We start from the raw sequence: 24,295 nt of genomic DNA, 5'->3' as shown, positions 1-24,295 counted from the left end.
GGCAGGCTGATCCTATGTATCGTAACACACTCCGTTATCGTTGGTTTGCATCAACCAATGCGTTGCTGCTTACGGCTATATCCATTCTGTGTATTCTACCGCTTCTGCATGTGGCTGCTGTTTCTTTCAGTTCCAGTTCTGCTGCTACGGCAAATCAGGTTTATTTCTGGCCAGTCGGATTTACGAAAGAAGCCTATTTGAGAACGCTGGATAATCCTTTGTTCCTGCAATCATTGTTTCTATCCGTAGAGAGGACGATTGCGGGTACCCTGCTGTCCATGTTTCTTACCGTTACCGCCGCTTATACCTTGTCGCGCTCGTTTTACGGGAGGTCCTTTTATTCCTGGTTTTTTGTCTTTACCATGCTCTTTAACGGCGGACTCATTCCTACCTATATGGTCATTACCGGACTTCATTTGACCAATACGCTCTGGGCTCTTATTCTGCCGTCTGCCGTTAATGTTTTTAATACGATTCTCATGATGCAGTTTTTTAGAGCCATTCCAAAGGAGCTCGAAGAGGCGGCGCTTATAGACGGGGCAGGTTACTTAAGATCCTTAACTTCAATCTATCTTCCTTTGTCGCTTCCTTCTCTGGCCACGCTATCATTGTTTGCCATGGTCTGGCACTGGAATTCATGGTTTGACGGATTAATCTATATGACCGATTATAGACAATATCCGCTGGCTACTTTCCTTCAAACAATCATACAAAGCGGCGATATGAGGAATACGAATATCGATCCGGGACAATTGCAGATCCTATCGGAAAGAACCGTACGTTCTGCTCAAATATTAATCGGGGCGCTCCCGATATTAATCGTGTACCCGTTTTTGCAGCGTTTTTTTGTGCAAGGATTGACTATGGGCGCTGTAAAGGAATAGAATAGGCAAAAAAATCGGTACCGGGAGTTATCATCAATGATCAACAAGGAACGCAGTCTCTTTTCGAAACTGGTAGGTGCACTTATATTATTGCTGCTCCCCGTATTAATTGTTTCTGTCTATTCAAACCAGGTTAATGAACGCGTGATTACCCAGCAGATAAAGGAATCGAGTACAGGCCGTATATCCACATTGGCTGACCAGATAGACCATATTATTATGCAGATGGAAACCTATTCTCAAATGTTGATCAGAGATCCGAATGTCATTGAATTTCAGGATTTGTCTTTATTGACCAACAGCTACTACGAACAGGTTAAACGAAAAAAGGTTATTCAGGACAAGCTGTATTTGCAAAGCGCTTCGACAAACTGGATCAACGACATCACGGTATATTCCCCCAATACGGGAGAGCTTTTGTCAACCGTTCATGGTATTCGTTATGAGGTGGACCGATTAGAGAAATTAAGTCGAGAGAATTGGAATTTCGTATGGAACGACAGCGGGTCTGGTGATCGCGGCAGGGTTATACACCTGACCTATGAACCTCATCAAGGAAATGATGGCATTAGTAAAGCTAATTCCATTATTGAAATCAGCTTTGATATGAACGATATTGTTCGATTACTGAATCAATTTCAATCGCAAGACAGCGGAGATGCTTTTTTTTACAGAAATAAAAATACTTATCTTGCTGCCAATTCAATGCCGCCGATGCTTCTTAAGGGGGCGTTGTCGTTACTAAATGATTCCCTTCTTAATAAAGAAGGGGATATTACCTTATTTATGGGCGGGGTCTCCTATCTAGTTGCGTATTCCAAGATTGATTCGCTTAATGGATACGTCGTTAATATTGTTCCTCTACACGATATTTTAACGCCGCTAAGAAAGACGAATCAGTTGGATTATCTTGTGCTTGGATTATTGCTAATCGTTGGCATCGCCGTTTCCTGGATGTTGTACCGCAATGTTCAATTGCCGCTTCGTGCCATGATTAAAGGCGTACAGCAAATAAAGCTGGGGCAATACAAGTCCAGAATTTCATTCCAAGCCAGCAACGAATTCCGGCTGATCATTTCCAGGTTTAACGAAATGGCGGAGCAGATTCAAACTTTAATAGAGAATGTGCTGGAGCAAAAGCTGCATGCGCGCGAGGCTGAGCTGAAGCAGCTGCAATCCCAAATCAATCCTCACTTCCTATATAACAGTCTCTCCTATGTAATCAGCATGACCAAGTTGGATAGAAAGGATGCCGTGCTTCAGATGGCTTACCATCTATCCGATTACTACCGGTATTCGACCCGAGTGGAGCGGCAGATGGTGGAATTGGGGGAAGAGCTTAAGAATGCAGAGGACTATCTGGAAATTCACCGCTTGCGCATGAAAAGAATCAATTACTTCATCCATGTGGATCCAAGCATGCTGAAGGTTAAGGTGCCTCGCTTGTTTTTGCAACCGATAGTTGAGAATGCCCTCATCCACGGGATTGAAAATTTGGAGGATATCGGGTTTATAAAGATTGTTGGGAGTTGCAACGACGGGGAACACAAGATAACGGTTGAGGATAATGGAGGGACCTTGACTCCTGAGCAGCTGAACTCGCTGAGAGTTCGGTTACTTACTAGGGTTGCTGAAGGGGCCGACAGCTGTGGGCTTCAGAATGTTCATCGGAGGCTTCAGCTTCGATATGGCGAGGGTGCCGGACTACACCTGTCCATCAATAACGAATCTGGACTTCGTGTGGAGTTGCGTTGGAGAGAGGAGCAGGAGAAGCTTGAAGCTGTTAATCGTAGATGATGAAGAGCATTTGGTCGAAAGCATCGCTGCCATGCGGGGGTGGGAGACAATAGGCATGAGCCATGTGCTCACAGCTTATTCCGCTAAACAAGCTCTTCTTGTCATGGAAGCAGAAGGTGCGGATATTGTCATTACCGATATTCGTATGCCCGGGATGAATGGTATTGAATTAATTAAAGAGATTAAGAGCAATTGGCCGGACACAGAGTGTCTGCTGCTTACCGGGCATGCCGAATTCGATTATGCGCAGCAAGGGCTAAAGAATAAAGCCTCTCATTACTTGCTAAAGCCAGTGAAGGATGAGGAATTGCTCGCAGCCGTGCAAGAAGCTGCCGAAGGCTTGCAGCGGGAGCAGGAACGTAAGCTGGCCTACCTGCATTCTCAATCTATGATTCATCTCAATTTGCCCGTTCTCCGCTCCAATTTGCTGAACAATATAATTCAGGGAAGGGTTTTGCCCGAAAAAAAGCTGCAAGATCAGCTCAGTCTGTACGGAATTGCAATCGATACGGACAGGCCGGTATCCCTCGTTTTGATACGAATCGAGGATCGGGGGCGGCGCTATGAGCCTTCGGATATGTCCATTATGGGGTACGCCGTAGCCAATATCGTAGAAGAATTGCTTCTGGATCACCAGATTAACTACTGGAACTGTGAAGATTTGTATGGTCATCTATTGTTCGCTGTACAACCGCCAAACCGTAATCTTGAACAGTCGAAGCTATTCAAAGAACTGGTTGATCTGATTAAAAAGACGGTTAATGATCTGCTGCACCTGACCATTACGGTTATCCTATCTCCCTTGGGCTCCCTGCCATCTCAAATGGAAGAATTGTATCAGCGCTGTCTGGCAACTTTACGCTCGCAAGTTGATCAAGAAGGCGATTATACCGCTCGTCTTGGGGTGGATAACGCTAGAACCACTTCCCATGTAGTAGCTTCGTTGTATACGCCTCCACTGCTGCCTCACTTACTGGAAGCGGGCAATTGGGAGGCAGCAAGCCGGAAGTTGATGGAGATTTTCCTGGAATGGAATGAGAAGTACAGCGGTTCTAATGAGCATCTGACGGAAATTTACTATTCGCTAAAATCCGCTTTTTCTTATTTCGTGCACAAAAACGGGGGGCTACTCGCCGACTATGGGCTGCATGAGTCAAGGGAAATGAAAAGCCTAGGTGAATTGGAGCACTGGGCCATGATGATGCTGAACAGACTTCGCGAGCATTTGAACACGGAATTGTCCGCTTCCCGGCATTCCATCGTCTCCAGAGTTCATCAGTTTGTGCAGGCATATTTATCGGAAGACGTGTCGCTGCAGGCGATTGCCGATCACGTGTATATGCACCCTACTCATTTATCCAAAGTATTCAAACGCGAAACGGGAGAAAATATATCCGAATATTTGCTTCGTTTGCGAATGGAGAGGGCTGTCTTTCTATTGAAGGACAGTCGCTACAAAGTATACGAAATCGCAAGCATGCTGGGTTACAAGAACCCGACTTATTTCATTAAAGTCTTCAAAGAGCATTTTGGAGTAACGCCGCAGGAGTTCAGGTAATAGCTTCAAAGTTAAGGTCCTGGTAACGCTGCGGCGAAAGGATTGATTTTTTGCTATAATGTTTAATGTGCCTACAATTGAAAACGCTTTCAAATATTGTTTTTATTATTAAGGAGGGGCTTTGTTAAATGGTTCAATATAGAATGGCAAGACCTGATGAACGCGAGGAGTGTATTGATCTAGCGAATTACGCTTTTCATTTGGATTTTGAAGCTCTTATGCCGAAAGCATACGGTAAGAATGTCGTTTCCAGCGCTATGCATATGGTTGCTGTGGACGAGCGGGAAAAGCTTCGGGGACAGGTGGCCATTTTTCCGGAATTGGTGAAGGTGGGCAACTCTTCCCTGAAGATCGGTTATCTGGGTACTGTATCGGTGCATCCCCGGTCACGAGGAGAGGGACATATGAAGGTGCTCATGGACAAGTGGCTGGAGGAATTGGGCAATAACCACGATATGGTCGTTTTGTACGGCCAACGCCAAAGATATGAGTATTTCGGCTTCACGCTTGGCGGTGTAAAGTTCAAATATACGGTGACAGATACCAACGTGCGTCATGCGTTGAAGCACGTAGACGGGAAGGGGATATCCTTTCGGTCTCTATTTGATATCGAGGGGGGAGAGGATTTCGCCTTTGCAATAAACGCTGCGCGGTCTGCATACGTTCAGCGTGACCGGCAGCTGCAGCCTCTTATATTGACCACTCTTAATCAGAAGGCGCTGGGCGTGCTGGAGAACGGCAAATTGATAGGATATTTGATTACGAACCAAGAAGGCGATGATATATCCGAAATTGCGCTAGAGAATACGGAGGATTTATCGCGAACCATCAAGGCGTATCTGGCGTACAGCGGCAAGGAGCGCATTGTTATTTACACCCCCGAATATGAGGCTTCGCTAAATGCCGTTCTTGGCAGCTTTGCTGAAGATTTCGTCATTGAGAATTCCGATATGTACAATATCTTGGACTTTGCCAATGTGCTGGAGGCATATTTGACGCTTAAATATACGACGACCGGGCTCGTACAGGGGCAATTCTCCGCTGTAATGAACGGGCAGCCGGTAACGGCGTGCGTAGACTCGAACGGAGTTGACGTTAAGCGAACGGCTATGCCCGATGCTATTGTTCTCAGCAAGGAAGAGGCGCAGCGGCTATTGCTTACGCAGCATGGTCGATTTATGCCTATCCCTGTACCGGCTGGCTGGTTTCCTCTTCCTCTATTCTGGTATAAAGTTGACAAGTTCTGATGAGACAGACGCTTGGCCTAGTTTAGCTCCCTATAACTCTGAGGCGTAATCGATTCGTTTTTGCGGAATGTAGATACAAAGTGACTGGCATCTAAAAAACCCACTTTTAAAGCGATAGCTTTAACGGTGAGGTTTTTTTCATTCACTAGCCATTCCTTGGCCTTCTGAATTCTTAGGTGAATGAGATATTGATAAGGGCTCATACCCGTTGCCATCCGAAACAAGTAGTTCAGACGCTGCGAGCTAATGCCGGCATATTCGGCTAGTTTGTCTAATCCAAGGGAAGGATCGGAATAACTCTCTTCCAAGTATCGGATTAACGGAATGACGCGAGCTGTATGCTGGGAAAAGGAGCGCTGGTTATCTACTTGTCCGGAGCGCTTTAATTCCATCAGGAAGCGGTACACGAATGCTGAACCGTCCATGCCATTAAATTCAAAATTGCTACTGGCTAGATTCCGGCTTCTCCGATGCATGCCGGATAGTCGGGAATGAGGATCCCAACTGATTGGAGTGCAAGTCGAGAGACCAAGGGAAGAGACCAAAATGGATGCCATATTGCCGTTGAACGTAATATACCAGGTCGACCAAGGGTAAGATGTCGTACTGTAACGGTGCGGAACGTTCGGAGGCAGCAGGATGCCCTGATTCGGACCTAGAATCATGGTTTTGCCTTCGCATTCAAACTGTCCTTCTCCGCCTGTCGTCTGCAGCCAATGATAACAGTGGTAGCCCTGAGGGCGTATGAATTCATCCTGCCATTCATTCCATCCTAATAGCTCGATATAGATGGGCAAAGTCCGATCCAGAGCGGTGACTAACATTTGCTTCATATAGTGCTTCATGGCATCTCTACTTTCATTTTTTTATATCATACTTGCATTATACCTGATTTTCCTTCCGCAATCTATCTTATATAATTTAGATAATAAATGGAAATATGTACGGAAAGGGTGGGGAAACTGGCTTAAATAATCTTTTGTAAGTGCTTACAGCTGACCTGTTTCTAGGAGCACTGCTAAGGACCTATGTATTTGTTTGAGGAGTCATGAAAGAGAAGTATTTTATATAAGTAATTATCGGAATATTCTGTTTATTTTGGAGTGTTTTTAGGAGCAACTTTGTATAAGTGTGATTTTGCTGAACGAACGAAATATAAAGGGGTGCCGAATATGAACTTGAGAAAACGAATAGCCACATTTTTAACCTTTGTTATGATTTTGTCGCTGCTTGCTGCCTGTTCGCAAAATAGCGGGGGGCCTTCGAAAAATGCCGGCTTATCAAATGAGGATGCCGGTCAACAAACAAGCACAAACACAGAAGCAGTATCAGAACCGGTAACCGTCAATCTATTTGCAGGGACATCCAGCTTTAACGGAAATCTGGACAGCAACTGGTTCACCAAATATGCGGAAGAGAATTTTAATATGAACATTAACTGGATTACGGTCCCGAATACCGATGTGGCAACCAAGCAGCCGCTTTTGCTTGCAAGCGGAGACTATCCTTCCGTCTTTTGGGCGGGCGCATTCAGTAACGAGGATTTGCTGAAGTACGGACAGCAGGGGGTATTCGTCCCGCTAAATGATTTGCTTAAGACCTACGCCCCAAATGTCTGGGGTGCGATTGAGAATACTCCGGCTCTAAAACAGGGAATCATCGCGCCTGATGGCAACATTTACGGACTGCCTTTCTACAACTACTGCTTGCATTGCTACTATTCCAGCAAGATGTGGGTGTATAAGCCATTTCTGGAGAAGTTTAATCTGAGCATGCCAACTACGACAGACGAGTTTGAGCATATGCTCGAGGTGTTCAAGGAGAACGGTATTTTGCCATTAACCGGTTCCACGGATGGCTGGAATTCGGATCCGACTACCTTTCTGATGAATGCCTTTGCCTATCATGATGGCGGAAGCTTCTTGCGAGTCACGGACGGAAAGGTAGAGCTGTCGGCCATTCAGGATGAGTGGAAGCAAGGGCTGGAATATATGAACAGATTATACTCAAAGGGCTTAATTAGCAGCGCGGCATTTACGCAAACCAATGACGTGCTCAGCAAGCAGGCAATTAATCACGAAGCGGGAGTCGTGCCTTGGGGCTGCATGAATTGCGTAGTTGGCGCTGAACATATGAATGATATCGTGAACTGGGAGACAGTTCCCCCTCTTAAGGGGCCAAACGGTATCTCGTATGCGGCATTCAGCGGTAACGGTGTTAGCGGCGCTGTGTTTACCATTACCAACAAAGCATCAAAGGATGAGAAAATTGCGGTCATGAAAATGCTGAATTATATTTGGACGACCGAGGGGACTACGACTACGGATTACGGTCCCGAAGGAGAATATTGGACTAAGGCTAAGGATGGGGAAAAAGGATTAACCGGAAATCCAGCCTTGTTCGACATTAATTTCCAGCCTCCAACACCATTCACTTGGGGTTGGAACCAGCTTGGGCCTATTTATCAGTCGGAAGAATGGCGCAACAGTATTGTCGCCAAGCCTCCTTTTTCGGCGGACGGATCGGGTTCAGAGGCGCTTCTGCAATACTATACGGAAAAGGATTACAAAGGTAAACAGCCGAAGGAAGTCGTTCCTGCATCCATCTGGATTGATCCAAAAGATTCACAATCGTACTCTCTCTTGAAGACTAACATCAATAACTACGTTAAGCAGTGGACGGCTGAGTTTATTGTAGGCAATAAATCAATCTCTAAGGATTGGAAGACGTATGTCGATGGTGCCAAAAAGCTTGGTCTGGATCAATATCTGTCCATTACCCAGAAAGCTATGGTCAAGCCTTTTGATACTAGCGGCTTCCAACGAGATGAAACTGTCATTCAGAACCTGGAGTCTCTCAAATAAGCCAGAAGTCTTAATCGCATTAGACGTGCCGAGAAAAGATTACAAAAAAGGTGTCATCCTTCTCATCGCGGGGGGATGACACAATTTATTTTAAAAGAAGGAATGATAGGAATGAAACGGAGTATTGCTCTTAGGAGACATTGGCCTTTATATGCCATTATCGCTTTGCCGACTGCCTTCTTAATTGTGTTCAGTTATTGGCCTATGCTGGGGGTACAAATCGCTTTTCGTAATTACAGCCCGGTATATGGAATATGGAAAAGCCCTTGGGTTGGATTCCGGCAATTTGATTTATTTCTTTCATCCCCCTATTTTTGGCCGCTAGTTAAAAACACGCTGTCTTTAAGCATATATTCGCTCGCTGTTTCGATTCCTTGTTCCATTCTTTTGGCTATCGCGTTAAACGAAGTGCGGCATGCACGCTTTAAGAAGACGGTGCAAATGTTCACTTACGCTCCTTATTTTATCTCAACCGTTATATTGGTGGGCATGATTCAGATCATCCTCTCTCCTACAAGCGGACCGCTTGCGTTATTGTTTCATTTATTCGGAGATGCAAATCCGCCTAATGTATTGGCGAGCGCAGATGGATTCTCGTCCACTTATGTTTGGTCCGGGATCTGGCAGGAAACCGGGTATGGAGCTGTCATCTATCTTGCGGCGTTAGCAAGCATAAATCCGGAGTTGTATGAAGCAGCCAAGATAGACGGGGCAACCCGATTGCAAAAAATCCGTTATATTGATCTGCCGGGGATCCAGTCAACGATTATTATTTTAATGATTCTAAGTGTTGGAGGATTATTAAGTGTAGGATTCGAGAAAGTATATCTGCTGCAAAATAATCTTAATTTAAGCCGGTCGGAGATTATTTCGACTTACGTGTATAAAGCGGGGCTTGTAAATGCTGATTTCAGTTTTGCTGCCGCTATCGGTCTGTTTAATGCCATCATCGGATTAATTCTTATATCAATCGTCAACTATACGGCCAGGAAAGTATCGGACAACAGCTTGTTCTAAGTAGAAAGGAGAGCTTCTAGTGAAACAGATATCCACGATCCGGGAATCCAAACAAGACCGTATATTTTTATTCTGTGTATATGCTGGCCTGAGTCTCGTCCTCGTCATGGTCCTGTACCCGCTTATTTATATTGTCAGTTCATCCTTTAGCTCGGCAGCGGCTGTGCAAAGCGGTAAAGTATGGCTATGGCCGGTTGATCCAACGCTGGATGGTTATATTGGCGTATTTAAGTATAATGCGGTCTGGACAGGCTTTGCTAATTCCATTTTTTATACAGTAGGAGGGACTGTATTAAGCGTAGCGCTGACCATTATGATGGCGTATCCCTTGTCAAGAAAGGAAATGGCAGGGCGTAAGATATGGATTTGGGCCATTTTATTTGCCATGCTGTTCAACGGGGGACTTATCCCGTTTTATCTTGTAGTCAAGGATCTGGGGATGCTGGATTCGCCACTAGCCTTAATCGTGCCAACTGCATTAAATGTCTTCTCTATTATCATAGCAAAAACATTCTTTCAGACCTCATTGCCGAAAGAAATCTATGAGGCGGCACAACTTGATGGGTGCGGAGATTTTAAATTTATGATCAGCATCGCAATTCCGCTATCAAGGCCAATATTGGCTGTTCTTGTATTATGGGCAGCAGTAGGCCAATGGAATTCCTATTTTAATGCCCTGATCTTTTTGAATTCACAATCTCTATACCCGTTGCAGCTTGTTTTGCGACAAATACTGGTAGAGAACAAAATTGACTACTCAGGCATGTCGGCAACGCTTGACGCGCAAAAGCTCACATTAATGCAAAACATGGAGACACTGTTGAAGTATTCGCTTATTGTCATCACAACAATTCCGATATTAGTGATTTACCCCTTTGTACAGAAGCATTTTGTTAAGGGTGTTATGATTGGCTCTGTGAAAGAGTAGTTAGTATTGGAGATGTCAGCTCCTCACTCGTAAATAAACATTTTTCTCGATAAGTAAAGAAAAACCGCCATGAAACAAGGCGGTTTTTCTTACATCTATTACCTCTTCAGTAAAGCATGTGCGGCATAGGGCTCGAGAATAATCCGATTCTGAATCGCTTCCCCGCTTAAAGCATCTTCGAACGTTCCTCTCAATTCCACTTCGATGGATTCGTTCTTGTGATTGAGAAGCATCAAATAGCGTTGACCATCCTTGGATCTCTCGATCGCTTCGACACCATCATACTTTAGGGGTAAGCTTCGGGCGATACCTTCGCGCTCGATAATCAAGTTCATCAGCTTGTTTAGTGCGACATCGTCCAGATCGCAGCCAACATAATAAACATGGCCTTTTCCGAAAGTGTTGACGGTGACAGCAGGGGTCCCTTTGTAATAGTGGCTTTCATAATTTGCCAGCATTTCTGCTCCTGTAAGTTTTAGAACATCGCACCACATGGATGCTGTCCCTGCACCGAAGGACCCGTTGATGTTTACTGTTCTTCCAAAGTTTACGGAATCAAATTACTCCAGTTCGACTCCGGCTAGTTCCCGGAACATATCAGGGAATGTCAAGGTTGTAATCTGATTGTTCCAAGTACGCGTACCCTGAGCGGAACGTAATAAGCAGTGAACCTCCATTCGCTACGCATAAGAATTAGTATATGGAGAGAAATCCGTATCCACACCAGTGACATCCAAACTCTAAGCCACCAAAGAAATCAATCAAAGTCTCGATTATACTGCCGATTTATAAACTCATTAAGGACCATGCTTTGGAATTCGATTTAGATATTTAGATAAGGATATTTTTACATAAAAAATTAGTTTAGTCGCCATAATAACCCTTAATGTTTACAGTTTAAGGGAGTGATTTCATAATGGTCGATCCCACATCCAGCCGCATGCCTTATTTGGGTAAGCTCACGAATCAATTGCAAAAGAACGAAGAGGTGTTACGCCAAATTCTCGCTAATTGTTCTGATGTCGTTTTTCGAAAAATTCCCTCTCAAGAACAATCGGGAATATTGCTTATTTATACGGACGGATTAATCGACACTGCTGAACTGGAACAAGTCTTTTTAAAGCCATTCATTTATGAGATAGAGATGCGGGAGAATGAGGGTCTATCGTATCTTCGAAAAGTCATAAGGGAGGGGTTGCTTCCCGCCGCGCAGATTAGTACTTCCTCAGATATAACCGAGATCGTGTGTGGCATTTTAAGTGGTAAGGCGGCAGTGATGACACAAGGCGAGCCACACGCTCTACTCGCTGACTTCACTAAATTTCCTAAGCGCTCCGTCGAAGAGCCTGCCCTTGAAGCTTCCATCAGAGGGCCAAGGGAAGGGTTCACGGAGGTATTGCGTACAAATACAAGCTTAATTAGGAGAAAGCTTAACACCCCAATGTTGAAGATGGAAACGATGCGTATCGGCAGCGTGTCACCCACTGAAATAGTCCTAGCTTATTTGGAGGGAGCGGTCACTCCCGAGTTGATTCATGAAGTCCGAAAGCGTCTCCAGCGGATCCAACTCCAAACAGTTCTGGATTCGAGCTATATAGAAGAATATATCGAAGACCACCGCTACTCGCCGTTTCCGCAAATTCAAAACACGGAAAGGCCAGATACCGTTGCAGCCAGCTTAATGGAAGGAAAAATAGCAATACTGGTGAACGGTTCTCCAAACGTCCTGTTGACGCCGATGACATTTTGGAATGGTTTCCAAGCAGCCGAGGATCATTATGAAAAATTTTTGTATGTGACTGCCGTACGGATCATTCGATTCATCCTTTTTGTCATGTCGCTTTTGCTTCCTTCTTTCTATGTGGCCTTAACGACGTTTCATCCGCAAATGATTCCCGTAGCGCTCATGATGAGTATTTCCTCATCCAGGGAAGGAATCCCGTTCCCAACCGTTGTTGAAACATTGTTGATGGAAATCATGTTCGAAGGGCTTCGCGAAGCAGGACTCCGTTTGCCAAGAGCTATCGGCTCTGCAGTCAGTATTGTCGGAGCCCTCGTTATCGGCGAGGCTGCCGTACAGGCTGGTTTTATCTCAGCCCCTATCGTCATTATAGTAGCAAGTACGGGAATTGCCTCGTTTTCGATTCCCCGATACAGCATGAGTTTGCCATTTCGATTACTGAGATTCCCACTGTTAGTACTGTCTGGCACGTTTGGTTTTTTCGGTATCGGAGCAGGCATCATGGCTATACTTATTCATCTTTGTGCCTTGGAGTCGTTCGGAACGCCGTACTTTACACCGATTGCTCCGCTGCATGTCAAACAACTGAAGGATACAGTCGTACGCGCACCGCGGGAAAGGAAAGGATCATAATGAAGGGGAGATACATGAGATTTCTATTAGCGTGCTGCTCTTTAATACTGCTAGATGGCTGCTGGGATCGAACGGAAATCAACGATTACGCATTTTGGATGGGAACGGCGATTGACAAGTCCGAGAATAAGAAAGTGAAAGTAAGCGCACAAATCGCGATACCGAAGGAAATTGGCGCCGAATCGAAAAAAAGCGGGACGGGGCGTAGCAATATCGTCATTAGCGCTGAAGGAAATACTCTTCTAGACACTTGCCAAACGATTCAAAATCGATTACCGCGCCGTATATTTATCGGGCATCGCAGGGCTGTCTTTATATCCGAAAGGCTGGCACGTGAAGGGCTTAATGAGCTTTTGGACATGTATTCTCGGAATCCGGAACTGTCATTGCGCTCGGGAATGTTTGTAGTGATAGGCAAACCTCCGGAGGAAGTACTGAGACTGGAAAGCCCATTTAATCCATTCTCTTCAGATGCCATCTTACGGCAGGATAAATTCTCCAAAATCGGAGATATTGCCGCGCGCGATTTATTCGTCTCATTTTCTTCCGAGGGAACATGTCCAATTTTATCTGCGATCGATTCCAAATTGTTAAATAGAGACGAGAAGAAGAACGTCGTGGATATTAATCAGCTAGCCGTATTTAATAAAAAAATGCAAATGGTCGGTTTATTGGATAACGACGAATCTATGGTCACGCTGTGGATCATCAATCGCCTGAAACTATATTATTTAACGAGCTACGTTCCGGAGGGGAAAGGTTATGTGACAGTGGACGAAACGAATCTCTTATCCACTGTTAAAACCAATATTATAGACGGAAAGCCCACAATCCACATCTATCTTAAGGGAGTCGGAACTGTAAGGGAGAATTTGACCGATCTTGATTTAAGCGACTCAAGCGAGCTTGCCATTGTTGAGGAGGCTGTGAATCGTTACGTGAAGAAATTGGCCGAAGATACGATACGAAGGGTGCAGAAGAGCTACAGCACAGATATTTTCGGCTTAGGTGAAAAAATACATGAGCAGCATCCGAAAGAATGGAAATCTCTTCGGACCGACTGGGAGAAGCATTTCCATGAGCTTGACATAAGTGTGAATGCACAAGTTCATTTGAAGCGCATCGGCGTATATGGGCCGAAGCCCCAACAAGGTAACATTTTTTAAATGGGGCTATTAGGAGAGAGAGATTAATATGAAGCTTACACGTTGGCAATTTTTTTGCATGATGATGACTTTGGAAGTATGTATGACCATATGGCTTACCATTGGACCCGCTCTCAAAATAGCTAAACAAGACAGCTGGATATCAATCCTTGCAGGAGGTTGCATCGGAGCTGGCATAGCATTCCTAATGGCGCGGATCTCTGGGCTATTTACCGATCAGACCCTAATGAAGTTCTCAGAATTTATTTTCGGCAGGTGGCTCGGCAAAATTGTATCTCTGCTGTATATCGTTGTCTGGTACTCCGTCACGGCTGTAATTTTGCGTGATTCAGCAGATTTCTTGCAGCTTGTTTTATTTCGCAAAACTCCCATGTATCCGATTGTCACCGTAATTTTGCTTCTCATGCTGTACATCAATTATCGGGGAGGTTTGCCGGCTCTGGGTCGATTCAGCGAAATAACCGGCCCTTTATTACTTGTTGTAATTATCACAACCTTTCTGTTTAATTTGAAAAACATTCAACCACATCTCATTAGGCCAATCTACGAAGATACGGGGTTGAAAGCTATCTTGAAAGGTTCCATCATGTATGCCTCTTTCTTGGGTGAGACGTATTTCATTTTCATGCTGATGCCGTTTCTTAGAACTCCTAAGAAAGCTAGTAAGGATTTACTTCTGGTCATTCTGACAACAACAGTAACAGTTGCTCTCGCGACCATTTTTATCATAATGCTGTTTGGGCCCAATTATCCGGCTAATTTTTTGTATCCGTACTTCTTTGCCGTTCGGTTTATTTCCCTGCTCGAGTTTATTGAGAATATGGATATATGGTTAATGCTGGTATGGTTATTTGCCGTCTTCCTCAAGCTGTCCCTTTATATGTTTATCTGTTCATACGGAACGGCTCAATGGCTTGGAATCAAGAATTGGAAAAATATCATCTGGTGGTTTGCGGTAATTATGTTCGTATCGGCTTTACTACCGGAGAATATAACTTTGGTTACAAAGGATTACGCCGAGATGATTTGGGCACCGATGGTTTTTCCCATCATTATGGTGGGGCTTCCTCTTCTGATGCTAATCGTAGGCTACATAAAAAAACAGCGTCAACTTAAAACAAAATAATATTTTGCAGTTGGTAACACCCCTTTGAAATAACATTGGATAAATTTTAATATTCATAAAAAATGCACCCGCTAGAAGTACATCGGATTAACCTAGGGGTTTTTCCAATGTCCATTCTAAGAGGTGCAAGCAGACCCTCAATGAATCTGTCTAATTTCTTTTTCTATCGTAAACCATTCATACCGATTACTCATCCCAAATGGAATGAAGGACATGATGGCAGAAGTTAGGTCGCTTATATCCAGGAAGAAGCATTTCGCAAATGTCGGCGTTAATTGTTCCGTATGTCGTCTCAGGTTTGTGTTTGAAGCCTTCCAAGAATTCATCTAAGATTTTTTGTTTGAAATGGTTGCGGGGAAAAGCTTGGACGACTTTCTGCCGAGCATCTGTTGAGATGGCATTGAAATTCTTCCCGACGACATCATACCCGACGCCAAAATTCATAAGAGCTACTTCGGTTTCCTTATATTCAACGATTCCGATTGTAGTATGCAGGGCAACGGCATCCCATACAAGCCGAACGGATTCTTCCGGGACACCGCGGCTTCTAAGAAAATCGCGTGCAGCATTAGCTCCATCGACCTCAAAGCGCTTGTCCTTGCTTCGGTATGCAGGAGTAAGGCCAAGATCGTGGAAAAGCGAACTAATATAAAGCAATTCAGCATCGTATTTCATTTGATTTAAGTTACCCTTCATCGCCGCAAATAGGAATACCCGGTTTGAGTGGTTCCATAGAAGGTCGTTGGTATGCTCGCGTACTAACTCAGCAGCTTCAACGGCTAATTTACTATCCGGAATCTTTATATCAGCGATTAAATTCATCCATAAATACCCCCTTATAATGTTCGACTAACCTAATTGATCGTTACATGGCTAGACAGTTACTTTCTTTGCCAGACGCGCTGCCGCTTCTTCGGCCTCGTTTTTCGCTTGATTCAGTACATCTGCTTTGTCAAGTATGTTTGTACCTTGAGCTCGGATGATTTGGTAATCTTCAACGCCGAGAAAATTAAACATCGATTTAAGATACTTGTGAGAGAATTCATTATCTGTGTACCAATCGTTATTTGTATAGATGCCGCCACTTCCTTGAATTACAAGCAGACTACGTCCGTCCGTTAATAAACCTACTCCGCCATTTTCCGTATATTTGAAGGTTTCGCGGGCGATCATAACGTTATCCATGTAATCCTTAAGCCGAGAGGGGATATTCCAGTTGTGAAGCGGCATGATAATCACGTATTTTTTCGCGCTCTTGAATTGCTGCAAAAGTTCGTTCATTTTACTGGTAACGCGTTTCTCTTCTTCCGTTAACTCTCCACCAGATGCAAATTTCCCCCAAGCGCTCAAAACAATGCTGTTAATTTCCGGAATTTCTTCGTCATACAAATCAATTTGTTCGATTGATTCATTCGGATTCATCTTGCGGTAGTTCTCAATAAAATGTTTGCCTACTTCAAGACTTACTGAGTCAGGGGAATCAACAGTGGCATGCGCATTAATAACAAGTAACTTTTCCATGTTTCCACTCCTATTGTTTAATTAGCGACAATGTTAATCGCCGATAAAATCTGACTCCAATATACTGCAATGCTATTGCTTAAGTCAAATTCATTTTTATAGTTCTCCTACAGTTGACAATTGGCATGCTTTTCATTAACGTATAAGTATTTACCCATACTAAAAATGGGAGGAGTTATTATGCAGTATAGTGTCGGAGTCGAATATGCACTACATTGTCTAGTTTACCTAATACCAAATGAATCAAAAATTGGTATCAAGGAACTTGCATTTTTTCAAGGCATTCCGGAGACCTACTTATCCAAAATATTCACAAAGCTTGCTAAAGCAGGTATCATTTCGTCGGTTCCTGGAGTCAAGGGTGGATATAAGCTCGCAAGGGATCCGGACGAAATTTCCTTCTGGGATGTGGTAGAGGCAGTGGAGGGCAAGAAGCCAATTTTCCAGTGCCAGAACATAAAGGATAAAAGCTATCTATATCGCAATCGCGACTGCTCAGACTGTACAGTTTCCACAAGCTCCTGCTCAATTAACTTAGTTATGCTCCAAGCCGAAGAGCTTATGCAAAATTATTTACGCAGTAAGAAATTGTCTTGGCTGGAAGAGGAGTTGGATCGTGTTTTGCCCGCGCAGACTCGTAAGAATACCCGGGCCTTCTTCGCAAAGGATGATTCCATAAACGAAATCAATTAGTGTGGCAGGAGAGTAGCAAATTTTCATCACGCTCGTGGCAAGGCTAGAACAGAAAAACAAATTATCATAAAGCCACATTCTTTCTTCAGCTCGAAACGATCATGGTTGTACACAACCACATCCGTCGATCATGTTTGGCAAAAGCTGCATCAGCTGTCAACATGCGTGGACCACTACTTATTCGTGACTACTAATGCGAAGCAAGAGAAGCTGCCCCCGCTTGAATGCAGGTATGTACGCCTTTAATCTACCTCGGAACCATTGCGGTGTGTTTCATCAGGAATCCGTCTACATAACAATCGAGAAGACACAAGGGCCCCCGCGCTATGCATCTCCCACCTTTTGATTTCTACCATATTTTTGTTGATATCTGTGTGCTAATTTAAACATATAAATTTGGTGATTTTGCGTAGGCCATCAGCGGTATCATACCGTTGGTGGTCTATTTTATGGTTATTAACTTGCTATCCATGGTTTAAGATGGCTTACGATGTTAACGCATTTGATCAATAAGATGACGTAAAATAGTCTGTGTACCAAGATCTGGAGTCTTTCCAGAACGCAAAAAAGTAGGGTATCCTCGGGATTGCGACATCACCAAGAGGAGGACCCTACTCGATGACTAATATACCCGAAAATGCCTTTCATAATCTACTTGAAAATACTGTTACTAAGCTGCTCCAAGAAAAGCTTGAACTGCTCCTTCAAGAAGAAATTAAGAATTACATGACCATTGAAAAACCGACTTCATCCAATAGCCGAAACGGACATTACAAGCGTTCGTTCCAGACGCGCTATGGCACCATTAACGCACTTCGGGTTCCACGTGACCGTAAAGGGACCTTCCAGACGCAACTTTTCGAGCCATACCAACGCAGAGAAGGATGGTTAGAGGAGGCCATTATTCACATGTACAAAGGTGGTATGAGTACGCGCGAGGTGGCTAAGTTCATCGAAAGTATGTTTGGCACACACTACTCTCCAACAACGGTCAGTAACATTACACAAACGGTTATGGAGGACATTGAAGAGTGGCAAACACGCCCCCTGGAGAAACGCTACTCCGTCCTCTACTTGGATGGTCTCTACGTCAAACTCAAACGTAACACGGTAAGCAGCGAAGCCGTGTACTTAGTGATGGGAATTGATGAGAAAGGAATTCGTCAAATCCTCGGCTTCTACGTTGGCGGTCACGAAAGCTCAAACGGTTGGCGCGAGGTACTCAAAGACCTTAAGAAGCGTGGTGCCACAGATGTATTGCTCGGCGTATTTGATGGCCTACCTGGTCTGGAAGACGCTTTTCGTGAGATCTACCCAATGGCTGATGTTCAGCATTGTGTCGTCCACAAAGTCCGTGCTACTTTCCCAAAAATCCGTATGGCGGATAAGACGGCGTTTCTGAGCGACCTGAAACAAGTCTACACCGCTATGGATAGGGATGTTGCCCTGGCTGTGTTTGACGGCTTCAAAAGTACATGGAGCAAGCGGTATCCAAAGGAAGTGAAGTCGTGGGAAGAGCAGCTTCCAACTTTGCTTACATTCTACAAGTACCCGTCATTAGTCCGAAATGCGATCTACACGACGAATCCGATCGAGCGCATGAACAAAGAACTGCGAAAGCGGCTAAAACCAATGAACAGCCTAACTAACATTGAAGCTGCAGAGAAGATTATTTACTTACAAGCCATTGATTACAACGAGAATTGGTGTGGTAGAGCCGTTCGTGGTTTTAGTGATCCTGGTACCAGAGCTGCGTTTGAAGCCATGTACAGTGAGCGTTACGCAAACAATTCATTTAAAGAAGAATGAGTTCCCGCGCCTTCGCTTGGGCTTTGCCCTCTAGAAGGTCAACAGCTAAATATTCATTTCCATCGTCCCGATGGAAATCCCTACTACACAAACTTCTTGACGCTACCATCAATAACTTGTAACGGGTTTAATTTGACAAAGATAATTATACTGTTTATATTAGAGTTCGATCTTATCGTCGATTCAGTATATCTGTAATTACTCAGTATTTAATTCAAATTTCAAAATAAGGAGCGTTTAAATATGGCACAAGTTCTGTATATTACTGCTAATCCAAAATCAATTGAAAGCTCAATTGGTCATCGAGTAGGACAAGCTTTTCTTCAAGCCTATCGCGAAACTCACGCAAATGATGACATTGAGGAAATAAATGTATATAAAGAGAATTTTCCAATCTTGGATGGTGATATTCTCTCCGCCTGGGAAAAAATACGAGGAGGAATTCCATTTTCAGAGATGAGTCAAGAAGAAAAACAAAAAATCAATGCTTTAAATCAATTTATTGATCGTGTAGCGAGTGCGGATAAATACGTATTTGTATCTCCGATGTGGAACTGGAGTATTCCACCACGATTAAAAGCATTTATCGATTCCATCGTAGTGGTCGGTAAAACATTTCATTACACCGAAAATGGTCCTGTGGGACATTTAGTAGGTAAAAAAGCCATTCATATTCAAGTAAGCGGCGGTATTTATTCGCAAGAACCCTTCATGAAAATGGATCATAGTCACCCTTATTTAAAGCAAGTGCTTAACATTATTGGCATAGAAAATGTAGAAGTATTATATGTGGAAGGACATGGAATTAACAGAGAAGGAGCAAATGACATTATTAGCAAAGCTATGACGGATGCAGAAAAGCATGGGAAGAATTTTTAATCACGACCGATCGTAAAACCAAGCATTTCCTTTAGGTTACTTATCATCTGAGTGTAGCAAAGCCAAACCGATTCAGGAGGAAAACATTGTGAAATATAAAGCATGGATCTTTCTTATATTAGCTAATCTGTTTTGGGCGGGTAATATGATATTTGGTAAATTCAGCGCAGTTGAATTCCCCGCAGTATGGACAGCTTTTCTAAGATGGGCAGTCGCATTAATTTTACTTATTCCCATTGCCCATTTCATGGAGAAACCTTCATGGCTTCAAATATGGAAAAAAAACTGGGCTTTTTTTATTTTATTAGGCGCAATAGCAATTGTGATCTATAGTTATTTGTCGTATGCATCATTACGGTTCACATCACCAACAAACGGTGCTTTAATTAACACGCTCACTCCAGCTCTGATTTTGATCTTTTCGTTACTATTCTTAAAAGAAAAGGTGAGCATCTTTCAGTTCATTGGATTGATCACTTCATTCATTGGTGTCCTCATTGTTTTAACCAAAGGTAATCTGCTGCAATTGTTTCAAAATCAGTATAATAAGGGCGATGCCCTCATGTTTCTGGCCGTGTTATGCTGGTCGGTCTACTCACTGCTTTTGAAGAAAGCAAAGGGAATTCCACCGGTTACTTTGGTAACAAATATAGCGATAGTCGGTATAATTCTGATGATTCCTTTTTTATTTCTGCAACCACTACGGACTCAGGAAGTAACTTCTTTCGGTATTATAGGAATCATTTATTTGGGGGTATTCCCGGCTGTTGGCTCGTTTATTTTTTGGAATCAAGGCGTTAAGGTGTTAGGGGCAGGTAAAGCCGGCATTACAATGAATTTGATTCCTGTTTTTACAGCAATCATTTCGTTTATTTTAGGACAGGGACTTGTGATTTCACAAGTTGTCGGAGGTCTCATTACGATAGCCGGTATGATTTTCACTTCAATAAAACAAAAACAAGATTCTCCTGAGAAAAGTAAGGTATCTCAGCTGGATCAATCATCTATATAGGAGCGAAGTATGATTATAGCTTCAAGTTTGGTTTGGCTAAGTTTGGAAAAGCTATAGCAATAAAAACTTTTTTAGCGGGAGGTGCGTTACAATCATCAATTTCGAATTAAACGGAAAAGTAGCTATCGTTACCGGTGCTGGTCGTGGGATAGGACGTACTATTGCCGAAGGCTTGGCACAATCGGGAGCAGATGTCATTTTGACGGCACGGACTGAAGCAGAAGTACTTACGGCTGCAGATGATATAAATCAGGCTACCGGGCGGCGCACGCTGGGCATTGCTTGCGATGTTACCAATAAACAGTCCATCGATTCAATGGTTCAGCAAGTTTTAGACCATTTCGGCAATATTGATATATTAGTTAATAATGCCGGTACGAATGTTCGTCAGACAGCTTTTGAACTCAGCGAGGAAGAATGGGATTTCCTAGTCGATACAAACGTAAAATCCGTTTTTCTTATGTCTCAGGCAGTTGGCAAGCATATGGTGGAACGCCAAAGCGGACGTATCGTCAATATTGCTTCTGCGGCTTCCGAACTAACATTATCCTTCTCATCAGCCTATGGACCAAGTAAAGCAGCTGTTGTGCATTTAACGAGACAGCTCGCCAATGAATGGGCTAAATTCGGCGTAACTGTAAATGCAATCAGTCCTTGGTTCATTCGAACTTCGCTTAACGCAAAAGCCCTTGACGATCCGGAATTTAGGTCGTTAATTGAGCAGCGGACTCCAATGGGCAGGTTCGGCCATTTAGAGGAAATGATCGCACCAGTCCTATTTTTTTGTTCAGAAGGTTCGGGTTACATTACAGGGCAAAACTTGTTTGTTGATGGCGGTGTTACGCATTTTGGCGTCTGATTAGAAATGGAGATTAATTCAAACATTATCTAGCCAAAAGTTATTAACAACTTGTTGAGTATTGGGATTGCACAAGCAAACAATATTCATATTATCATTGAGTTACTATATGCCTCCCTCTCAGAATAGTTTTCTTAGCTCCCCAATTGACTTATAGTGAGGAGCATATTGCGCACCATCATGATGCTGAAAGAATCGGCTTTGCAATTGCAAAGATAAGTAGTCAGTCACTCCAAATTCCTTCTTACACGCCGGTAGCCTACGATTGCAACGCTAGAATTAATGGAGGTTCTATCACCTACAACTATAGTGTACTGAAGAGTTTGAGCACTTGGAAATGTTTTCCACAATGGTAAAAAAATTGACAAAAGACGCCACGCCTAGACAACTGGAGGAGGCAGGGCTTGGCGAAAATTTTGTGAACCATGATAATGGAATGATGTATGTGAATGCCTCTGGAGTACCTTGGACGGCCGCATACATTGGAACCAAGGGCGACCCCATAGCCGATTTGTACGAGGATATTGCAGCAGAAGAGAAAGCACGAGCGACTTACCATTGGCTAATTGATATGACGGATGATGTGGATTTGCAGGATGGTTTAAAGTTCCTTCGTGAGCGGGAGATTGTTCATTCATTGAGGTTTAGAGAAGCGGTTGAGATGATTAAGTCCGATTGGGGTACCAAGAAGGTATTCAAGGTGTAGTTCAGAAATTAAGATCACCTAGAAATAGCATTTAGGCAGCCGATATCGGCTGCTTTTTTGTTACGCTAACGGGCAGCATTCCTATATTGATGAAATACGAGGTTTGAGAAACAAAAAGACTCCTTGGTATGATGTATGAGGGTCACCAGATGCTCGCCAGCGACCGGATCCAAATACAAACCAAGGAGACTACAAAATGAATTTTACTCAAAATGAACGCATTAATCAAATTACTTCTTCTACCTTAATTGTCGGTGTAGACATCGCTAAATTCAAACATGTTGTTCGAGCACAAGACTACCGCGGGGTCGAGTTCGGGAAATCAATTGCGTTTGAGAACGACCGTGAAGGCTTCGAAATGTTCGTTAGCTGGTTCAGAAAGCTTGCGACGGAGCAAGGGTTCCAGGATGTCATCGTTGGCATGGAACCAACCGGCCACTACTGGCTGAACCTGGCCCATTTTTTAAGAGAACAGCATGTTACGTGCGCTGTGGTTAATCCGCTCCACATGAAGAAAAGCAAAGAATTGGATGACAATTCACCAACCAAGAATGACATAAAAGATGCTAAAGTCATCGCACAGCTCGTCAAAGACGGGAGATACGCCGTACCTAACCTTCCCCAGGGCATCTATGCCGAACTAAGGGAAGCAATGAAAATACGCGATCATCTGTCGACTGACCTGCGCGTGGTGCAAGGCCGCGTTCATAACTGGTTGGATCGGTACTTTCCAGAGTTTCTCACGGTATTTAAGGACTGGGAATGCAAGTCAGCACGCCAAATGCTCAGTCTTTGTTTGTTGCCCCATGAGCTGGTTTCTGAGTCTGAGGAAGCGCTGCTGAGTCACCTCAGAAAGGTTGCCAAGCGAGGTCTGGGCATCGAGCGTATGAGAAGTCTGAAAGCAGCGGCAAGCCGTTCTGTTGGTATACGAGAAGGGACCGCACTAGCAAAACTAGAGCTTCAACTGTTGTTAACGCAGTACGAGTTGCTTGAGAGTAAGTTTGAAGAGCTTGAGGTAAGGCTGGATGAGCTCTTGGAGCAAATCCCCCATGTGAAGCAATTACTGGACATAAAAGGCATTGGCCGGGACAGTATAGCCGGTTTTCTCGCTGAAGTTGGTGACATTACGTATTACCGGCATTCGAAACAAATCATTAAGCTCGCCGGCTTGAACCTAAAAGAAAACACGTCCGGTAAACACAAGGGACAAACGAAGATTACGAAGCGAGGTCGTAAGCGACTACGAGCGTTGCTATTTCGCGTCATGATGCCACTGGTGGCTAAGAACCGAGCGTTTAAGGCATTGCATCAGTATTATACGAAACGACCAAATAATCCCTTGAAAAAGATGCAGTCGCTCATTGCGTTATGCAACAAGCTAATTCGAGTTCTCTTTGGTGTCCTGAAAAAGGGGCATTGGTTTAGTGAAGAAACGATGTTACAGGATATCCCCCAGTTTACGGCATTGTCGTTAGCAGCTTAGATTGTATGCTTTCTTAGTAGAACATTAATACGGAATACAGACAATTGAAGCACGGATGAGTCGGAACAGAACTATCATACGGACGAAGATCCTGTCGGGCAGCATATCCGACCTCCACCTCATGGACAGGTTGAATGAAGGAATGTGGGAGCGAAGACTCTGTGAGACATGGGAGGGTTGACCGCCATGAGCCTAAGTGGAGATCCAAAAGTGCAACCATATATCTCCAGAATGTCCACTTTTTAAAACGAGTGGTCTGGGTGGATATATTTTTGCGCTTTCCCCGCCCCATATTTTACATCTTCTACAACCTTGTTCCATTCAATGGTTGTCTGGTACGAAAGAAAAACGTTCAAAATCTAAGGAAACATG

The 24,295-nt window shown here is 43.8% G+C and carries 20 protein-coding genes and 1 pseudogene; 17 read left to right on the top strand and 4 right to left on the bottom strand.

The window, feature by feature from the left end; all coding sequences use genetic code 11:
- Window positions 1-14: 14 nt before the first annotated feature.
- From ACR9FF_RS22480 to ACR9FF_RS22465, 4 genes are all read left to right on the top strand, one after another.
- Entirely contained in the window at window positions 15-884 is an 870-nt protein-coding gene (locus tag ACR9FF_RS22480) for a carbohydrate ABC transporter permease (RefSeq protein ID WP_435164962.1), read from the top strand.
- Window positions 885-920: 36 nt separating this feature from the next.
- Window positions 921-2,681, top strand: a complete 1,761-nt coding sequence (locus tag ACR9FF_RS22475; protein WP_435164959.1) for a sensor histidine kinase — start codon at window positions 921-923, stop codon at window positions 2,679-2,681.
- Window positions 2,659-4,239 (top strand): response regulator transcription factor, encoded by a 1,581-nt coding sequence (locus tag ACR9FF_RS22470; RefSeq protein ID WP_435164956.1) that lies wholly within the window; start codon window positions 2,659-2,661, stop codon window positions 4,237-4,239. The genes ACR9FF_RS22475 and ACR9FF_RS22470 overlap by 23 nt, the downstream gene beginning before the upstream one ends.
- A 128-nt stretch (window positions 4,240-4,367) precedes the next feature.
- Window positions 4,368-5,486: a GNAT family N-acetyltransferase gene (locus ACR9FF_RS22465; protein WP_435164953.1), complete on the top strand. Its 1,119-nt coding sequence runs from the start codon at window positions 4,368-4,370 to the stop codon at window positions 5,484-5,486.
- A 17-nt stretch (window positions 5,487-5,503) separates the two neighbouring features.
- Here ACR9FF_RS22465 and ACR9FF_RS22460 read toward each other — a convergent pair whose 3' ends face one another.
- The gene (locus ACR9FF_RS22460) at window positions 5,504-6,319 is read right to left on the bottom strand and encodes a helix-turn-helix domain-containing protein (protein WP_435164950.1); all 816 of its coding nucleotides are present in this window, start codon (window positions 6,317-6,319) and stop codon (window positions 5,504-5,506) included.
- Between the two features lie 339 nt (window positions 6,320-6,658).
- Here ACR9FF_RS22460 and ACR9FF_RS22455 point away from each other — a divergent pair, with 339 nt between their 5' ends.
- The 3 genes from ACR9FF_RS22455 (at window position 6,659) to ACR9FF_RS22445 (ending at window position 10,295) form a co-directional block, all read left to right on the top strand.
- Complete coding sequence (locus ACR9FF_RS22455) at window positions 6,659-8,350, top strand: ABC transporter substrate-binding protein (RefSeq protein ID WP_435164947.1); 1,692 nt, start codon at window positions 6,659-6,661, stop codon at window positions 8,348-8,350.
- A 75-nt stretch (window positions 8,351-8,425) separates the two neighbouring features.
- Complete coding sequence (locus tag ACR9FF_RS22450) at window positions 8,426-9,367, top strand: ABC transporter permease (RefSeq protein ID WP_435164944.1); 942 nt, start codon at window positions 8,426-8,428, stop codon at window positions 9,365-9,367.
- Window positions 9,368-9,386: 19 nt separating this feature from the next.
- Entirely contained in the window at window positions 9,387-10,295 is a 909-nt protein-coding gene (locus ACR9FF_RS22445) for a carbohydrate ABC transporter permease (RefSeq protein WP_435164941.1), read from the top strand.
- A gap of 98 nt (window positions 10,296-10,393) precedes the next feature.
- Here the strand turns inward: ACR9FF_RS22445 and ACR9FF_RS22440 are convergent, their stop codons facing one another.
- Window positions 10,394-10,822, bottom strand: coding sequence for a beta-galactosidase trimerization domain-containing protein (locus ACR9FF_RS22440; RefSeq protein ID WP_435172187.1), 429 nt, complete (start codon window positions 10,820-10,822; stop codon window positions 10,394-10,396).
- A gap of 389 nt (window positions 10,823-11,211) precedes the next feature.
- On the opposite strand from ACR9FF_RS22440, the gene ACR9FF_RS22435 reads away from it, so the two are divergent.
- From ACR9FF_RS22435 to ACR9FF_RS22425, 3 genes are read left to right on the top strand one after another with little or no spacing between them, the layout of a single operon-like run.
- On the top strand, window positions 11,212-12,669 hold the full coding sequence (locus ACR9FF_RS22435) for a spore germination protein (protein ID WP_435164938.1): 1,458 nt from the start codon (window positions 11,212-11,214) through the stop codon (window positions 12,667-12,669).
- A 14-nt stretch (window positions 12,670-12,683) separates the two neighbouring features.
- Window positions 12,684-13,835 (top strand): Ger(x)C family spore germination protein, encoded by a 1,152-nt coding sequence (locus tag ACR9FF_RS22430; protein WP_435164935.1) that lies wholly within the window; start codon window positions 12,684-12,686, stop codon window positions 13,833-13,835.
- Window positions 13,836-13,863: 28 nt separating this feature from the next.
- On the top strand, window positions 13,864-14,961 hold the full coding sequence (locus tag ACR9FF_RS22425) for a GerAB/ArcD/ProY family transporter (RefSeq protein WP_435164932.1): 1,098 nt from the start codon (window positions 13,864-13,866) through the stop codon (window positions 14,959-14,961).
- 186 nt (window positions 14,962-15,147) lie between these two features.
- Here ACR9FF_RS22425 and ACR9FF_RS22420 read toward each other — a convergent pair whose 3' ends face one another.
- Complete coding sequence (locus tag ACR9FF_RS22420; RefSeq protein WP_435164929.1) at window positions 15,148-15,783, bottom strand: HD domain-containing protein; 636 nt, start codon at window positions 15,781-15,783, stop codon at window positions 15,148-15,150.
- A gap of 51 nt (window positions 15,784-15,834) precedes the next feature.
- A complete protein-coding gene (locus ACR9FF_RS22415) occupies window positions 15,835-16,482 on the bottom strand; it encodes an FMN-dependent NADH-azoreductase (RefSeq protein WP_435164926.1) in 648 nt (215 codons plus the stop codon).
- 180 nt (window positions 16,483-16,662) lie between these two features.
- Between ACR9FF_RS22415 and ACR9FF_RS22410 the strand changes: the two genes are divergently transcribed.
- The 7 genes and pseudogenes from ACR9FF_RS22410 to ACR9FF_RS22380 all read left to right on the top strand — a co-directional run bounded on the left by ACR9FF_RS22410 (window position 16,663) and on the right by ACR9FF_RS22380 (window position 23,923).
- Window positions 16,663-17,175, top strand: a complete 513-nt coding sequence (locus ACR9FF_RS22410) for an Rrf2 family transcriptional regulator (protein WP_435164923.1) — start codon at window positions 16,663-16,665, stop codon at window positions 17,173-17,175.
- A gap of 618 nt (window positions 17,176-17,793) precedes the next feature.
- On the top strand, window positions 17,794-18,984 hold the full coding sequence (locus tag ACR9FF_RS22405; RefSeq protein WP_317982533.1) for an IS256 family transposase: 1,191 nt from the start codon (window positions 17,794-17,796) through the stop codon (window positions 18,982-18,984).
- A gap of 243 nt (window positions 18,985-19,227) precedes the next feature.
- Window positions 19,228-19,863 carry an FMN-dependent NADH-azoreductase gene (locus ACR9FF_RS22400; RefSeq protein WP_435164919.1) on the top strand — a complete coding sequence of 212 codons (636 nt, stop codon included), beginning with the start codon at window positions 19,228-19,230 and terminating at the stop codon, window positions 19,861-19,863.
- Window positions 19,864-19,951: 88 nt separating this feature from the next.
- Window positions 19,952-20,875: a DMT family transporter gene (locus tag ACR9FF_RS22395; protein WP_435164916.1), complete on the top strand. Its 924-nt coding sequence runs from the start codon at window positions 19,952-19,954 to the stop codon at window positions 20,873-20,875.
- 91 nt (window positions 20,876-20,966) lie between these two features.
- Window positions 20,967-21,734, top strand: a complete 768-nt coding sequence (locus tag ACR9FF_RS22390) for an SDR family NAD(P)-dependent oxidoreductase (protein ID WP_435172185.1) — start codon at window positions 20,967-20,969, stop codon at window positions 21,732-21,734.
- A gap of 313 nt (window positions 21,735-22,047) precedes the next feature.
- Window positions 22,048-22,440, top strand: a pseudogene (locus ACR9FF_RS22385) (manganese catalase family protein); the annotation flags it as partial.
- Between the two features lie 196 nt (window positions 22,441-22,636).
- Complete coding sequence (locus ACR9FF_RS22380) at window positions 22,637-23,923, top strand: IS110 family transposase (RefSeq protein ID WP_435164913.1); 1,287 nt, start codon at window positions 22,637-22,639, stop codon at window positions 23,921-23,923.
- Window positions 23,924-24,295: the final 372 nt, after the last annotated feature.

It is taken from the genome of Paenibacillus glycanilyticus, from assembly GCF_051200795.1.
GTDB classification, from domain to species: Bacteria; Bacillota; Bacilli; order Paenibacillales; family Paenibacillaceae; genus Pristimantibacillus; species Pristimantibacillus glycanilyticus.
Note: the sequence above shows the minus strand (reverse complement) of the source record. Positions and strands in the feature narration are given on the sequence as shown.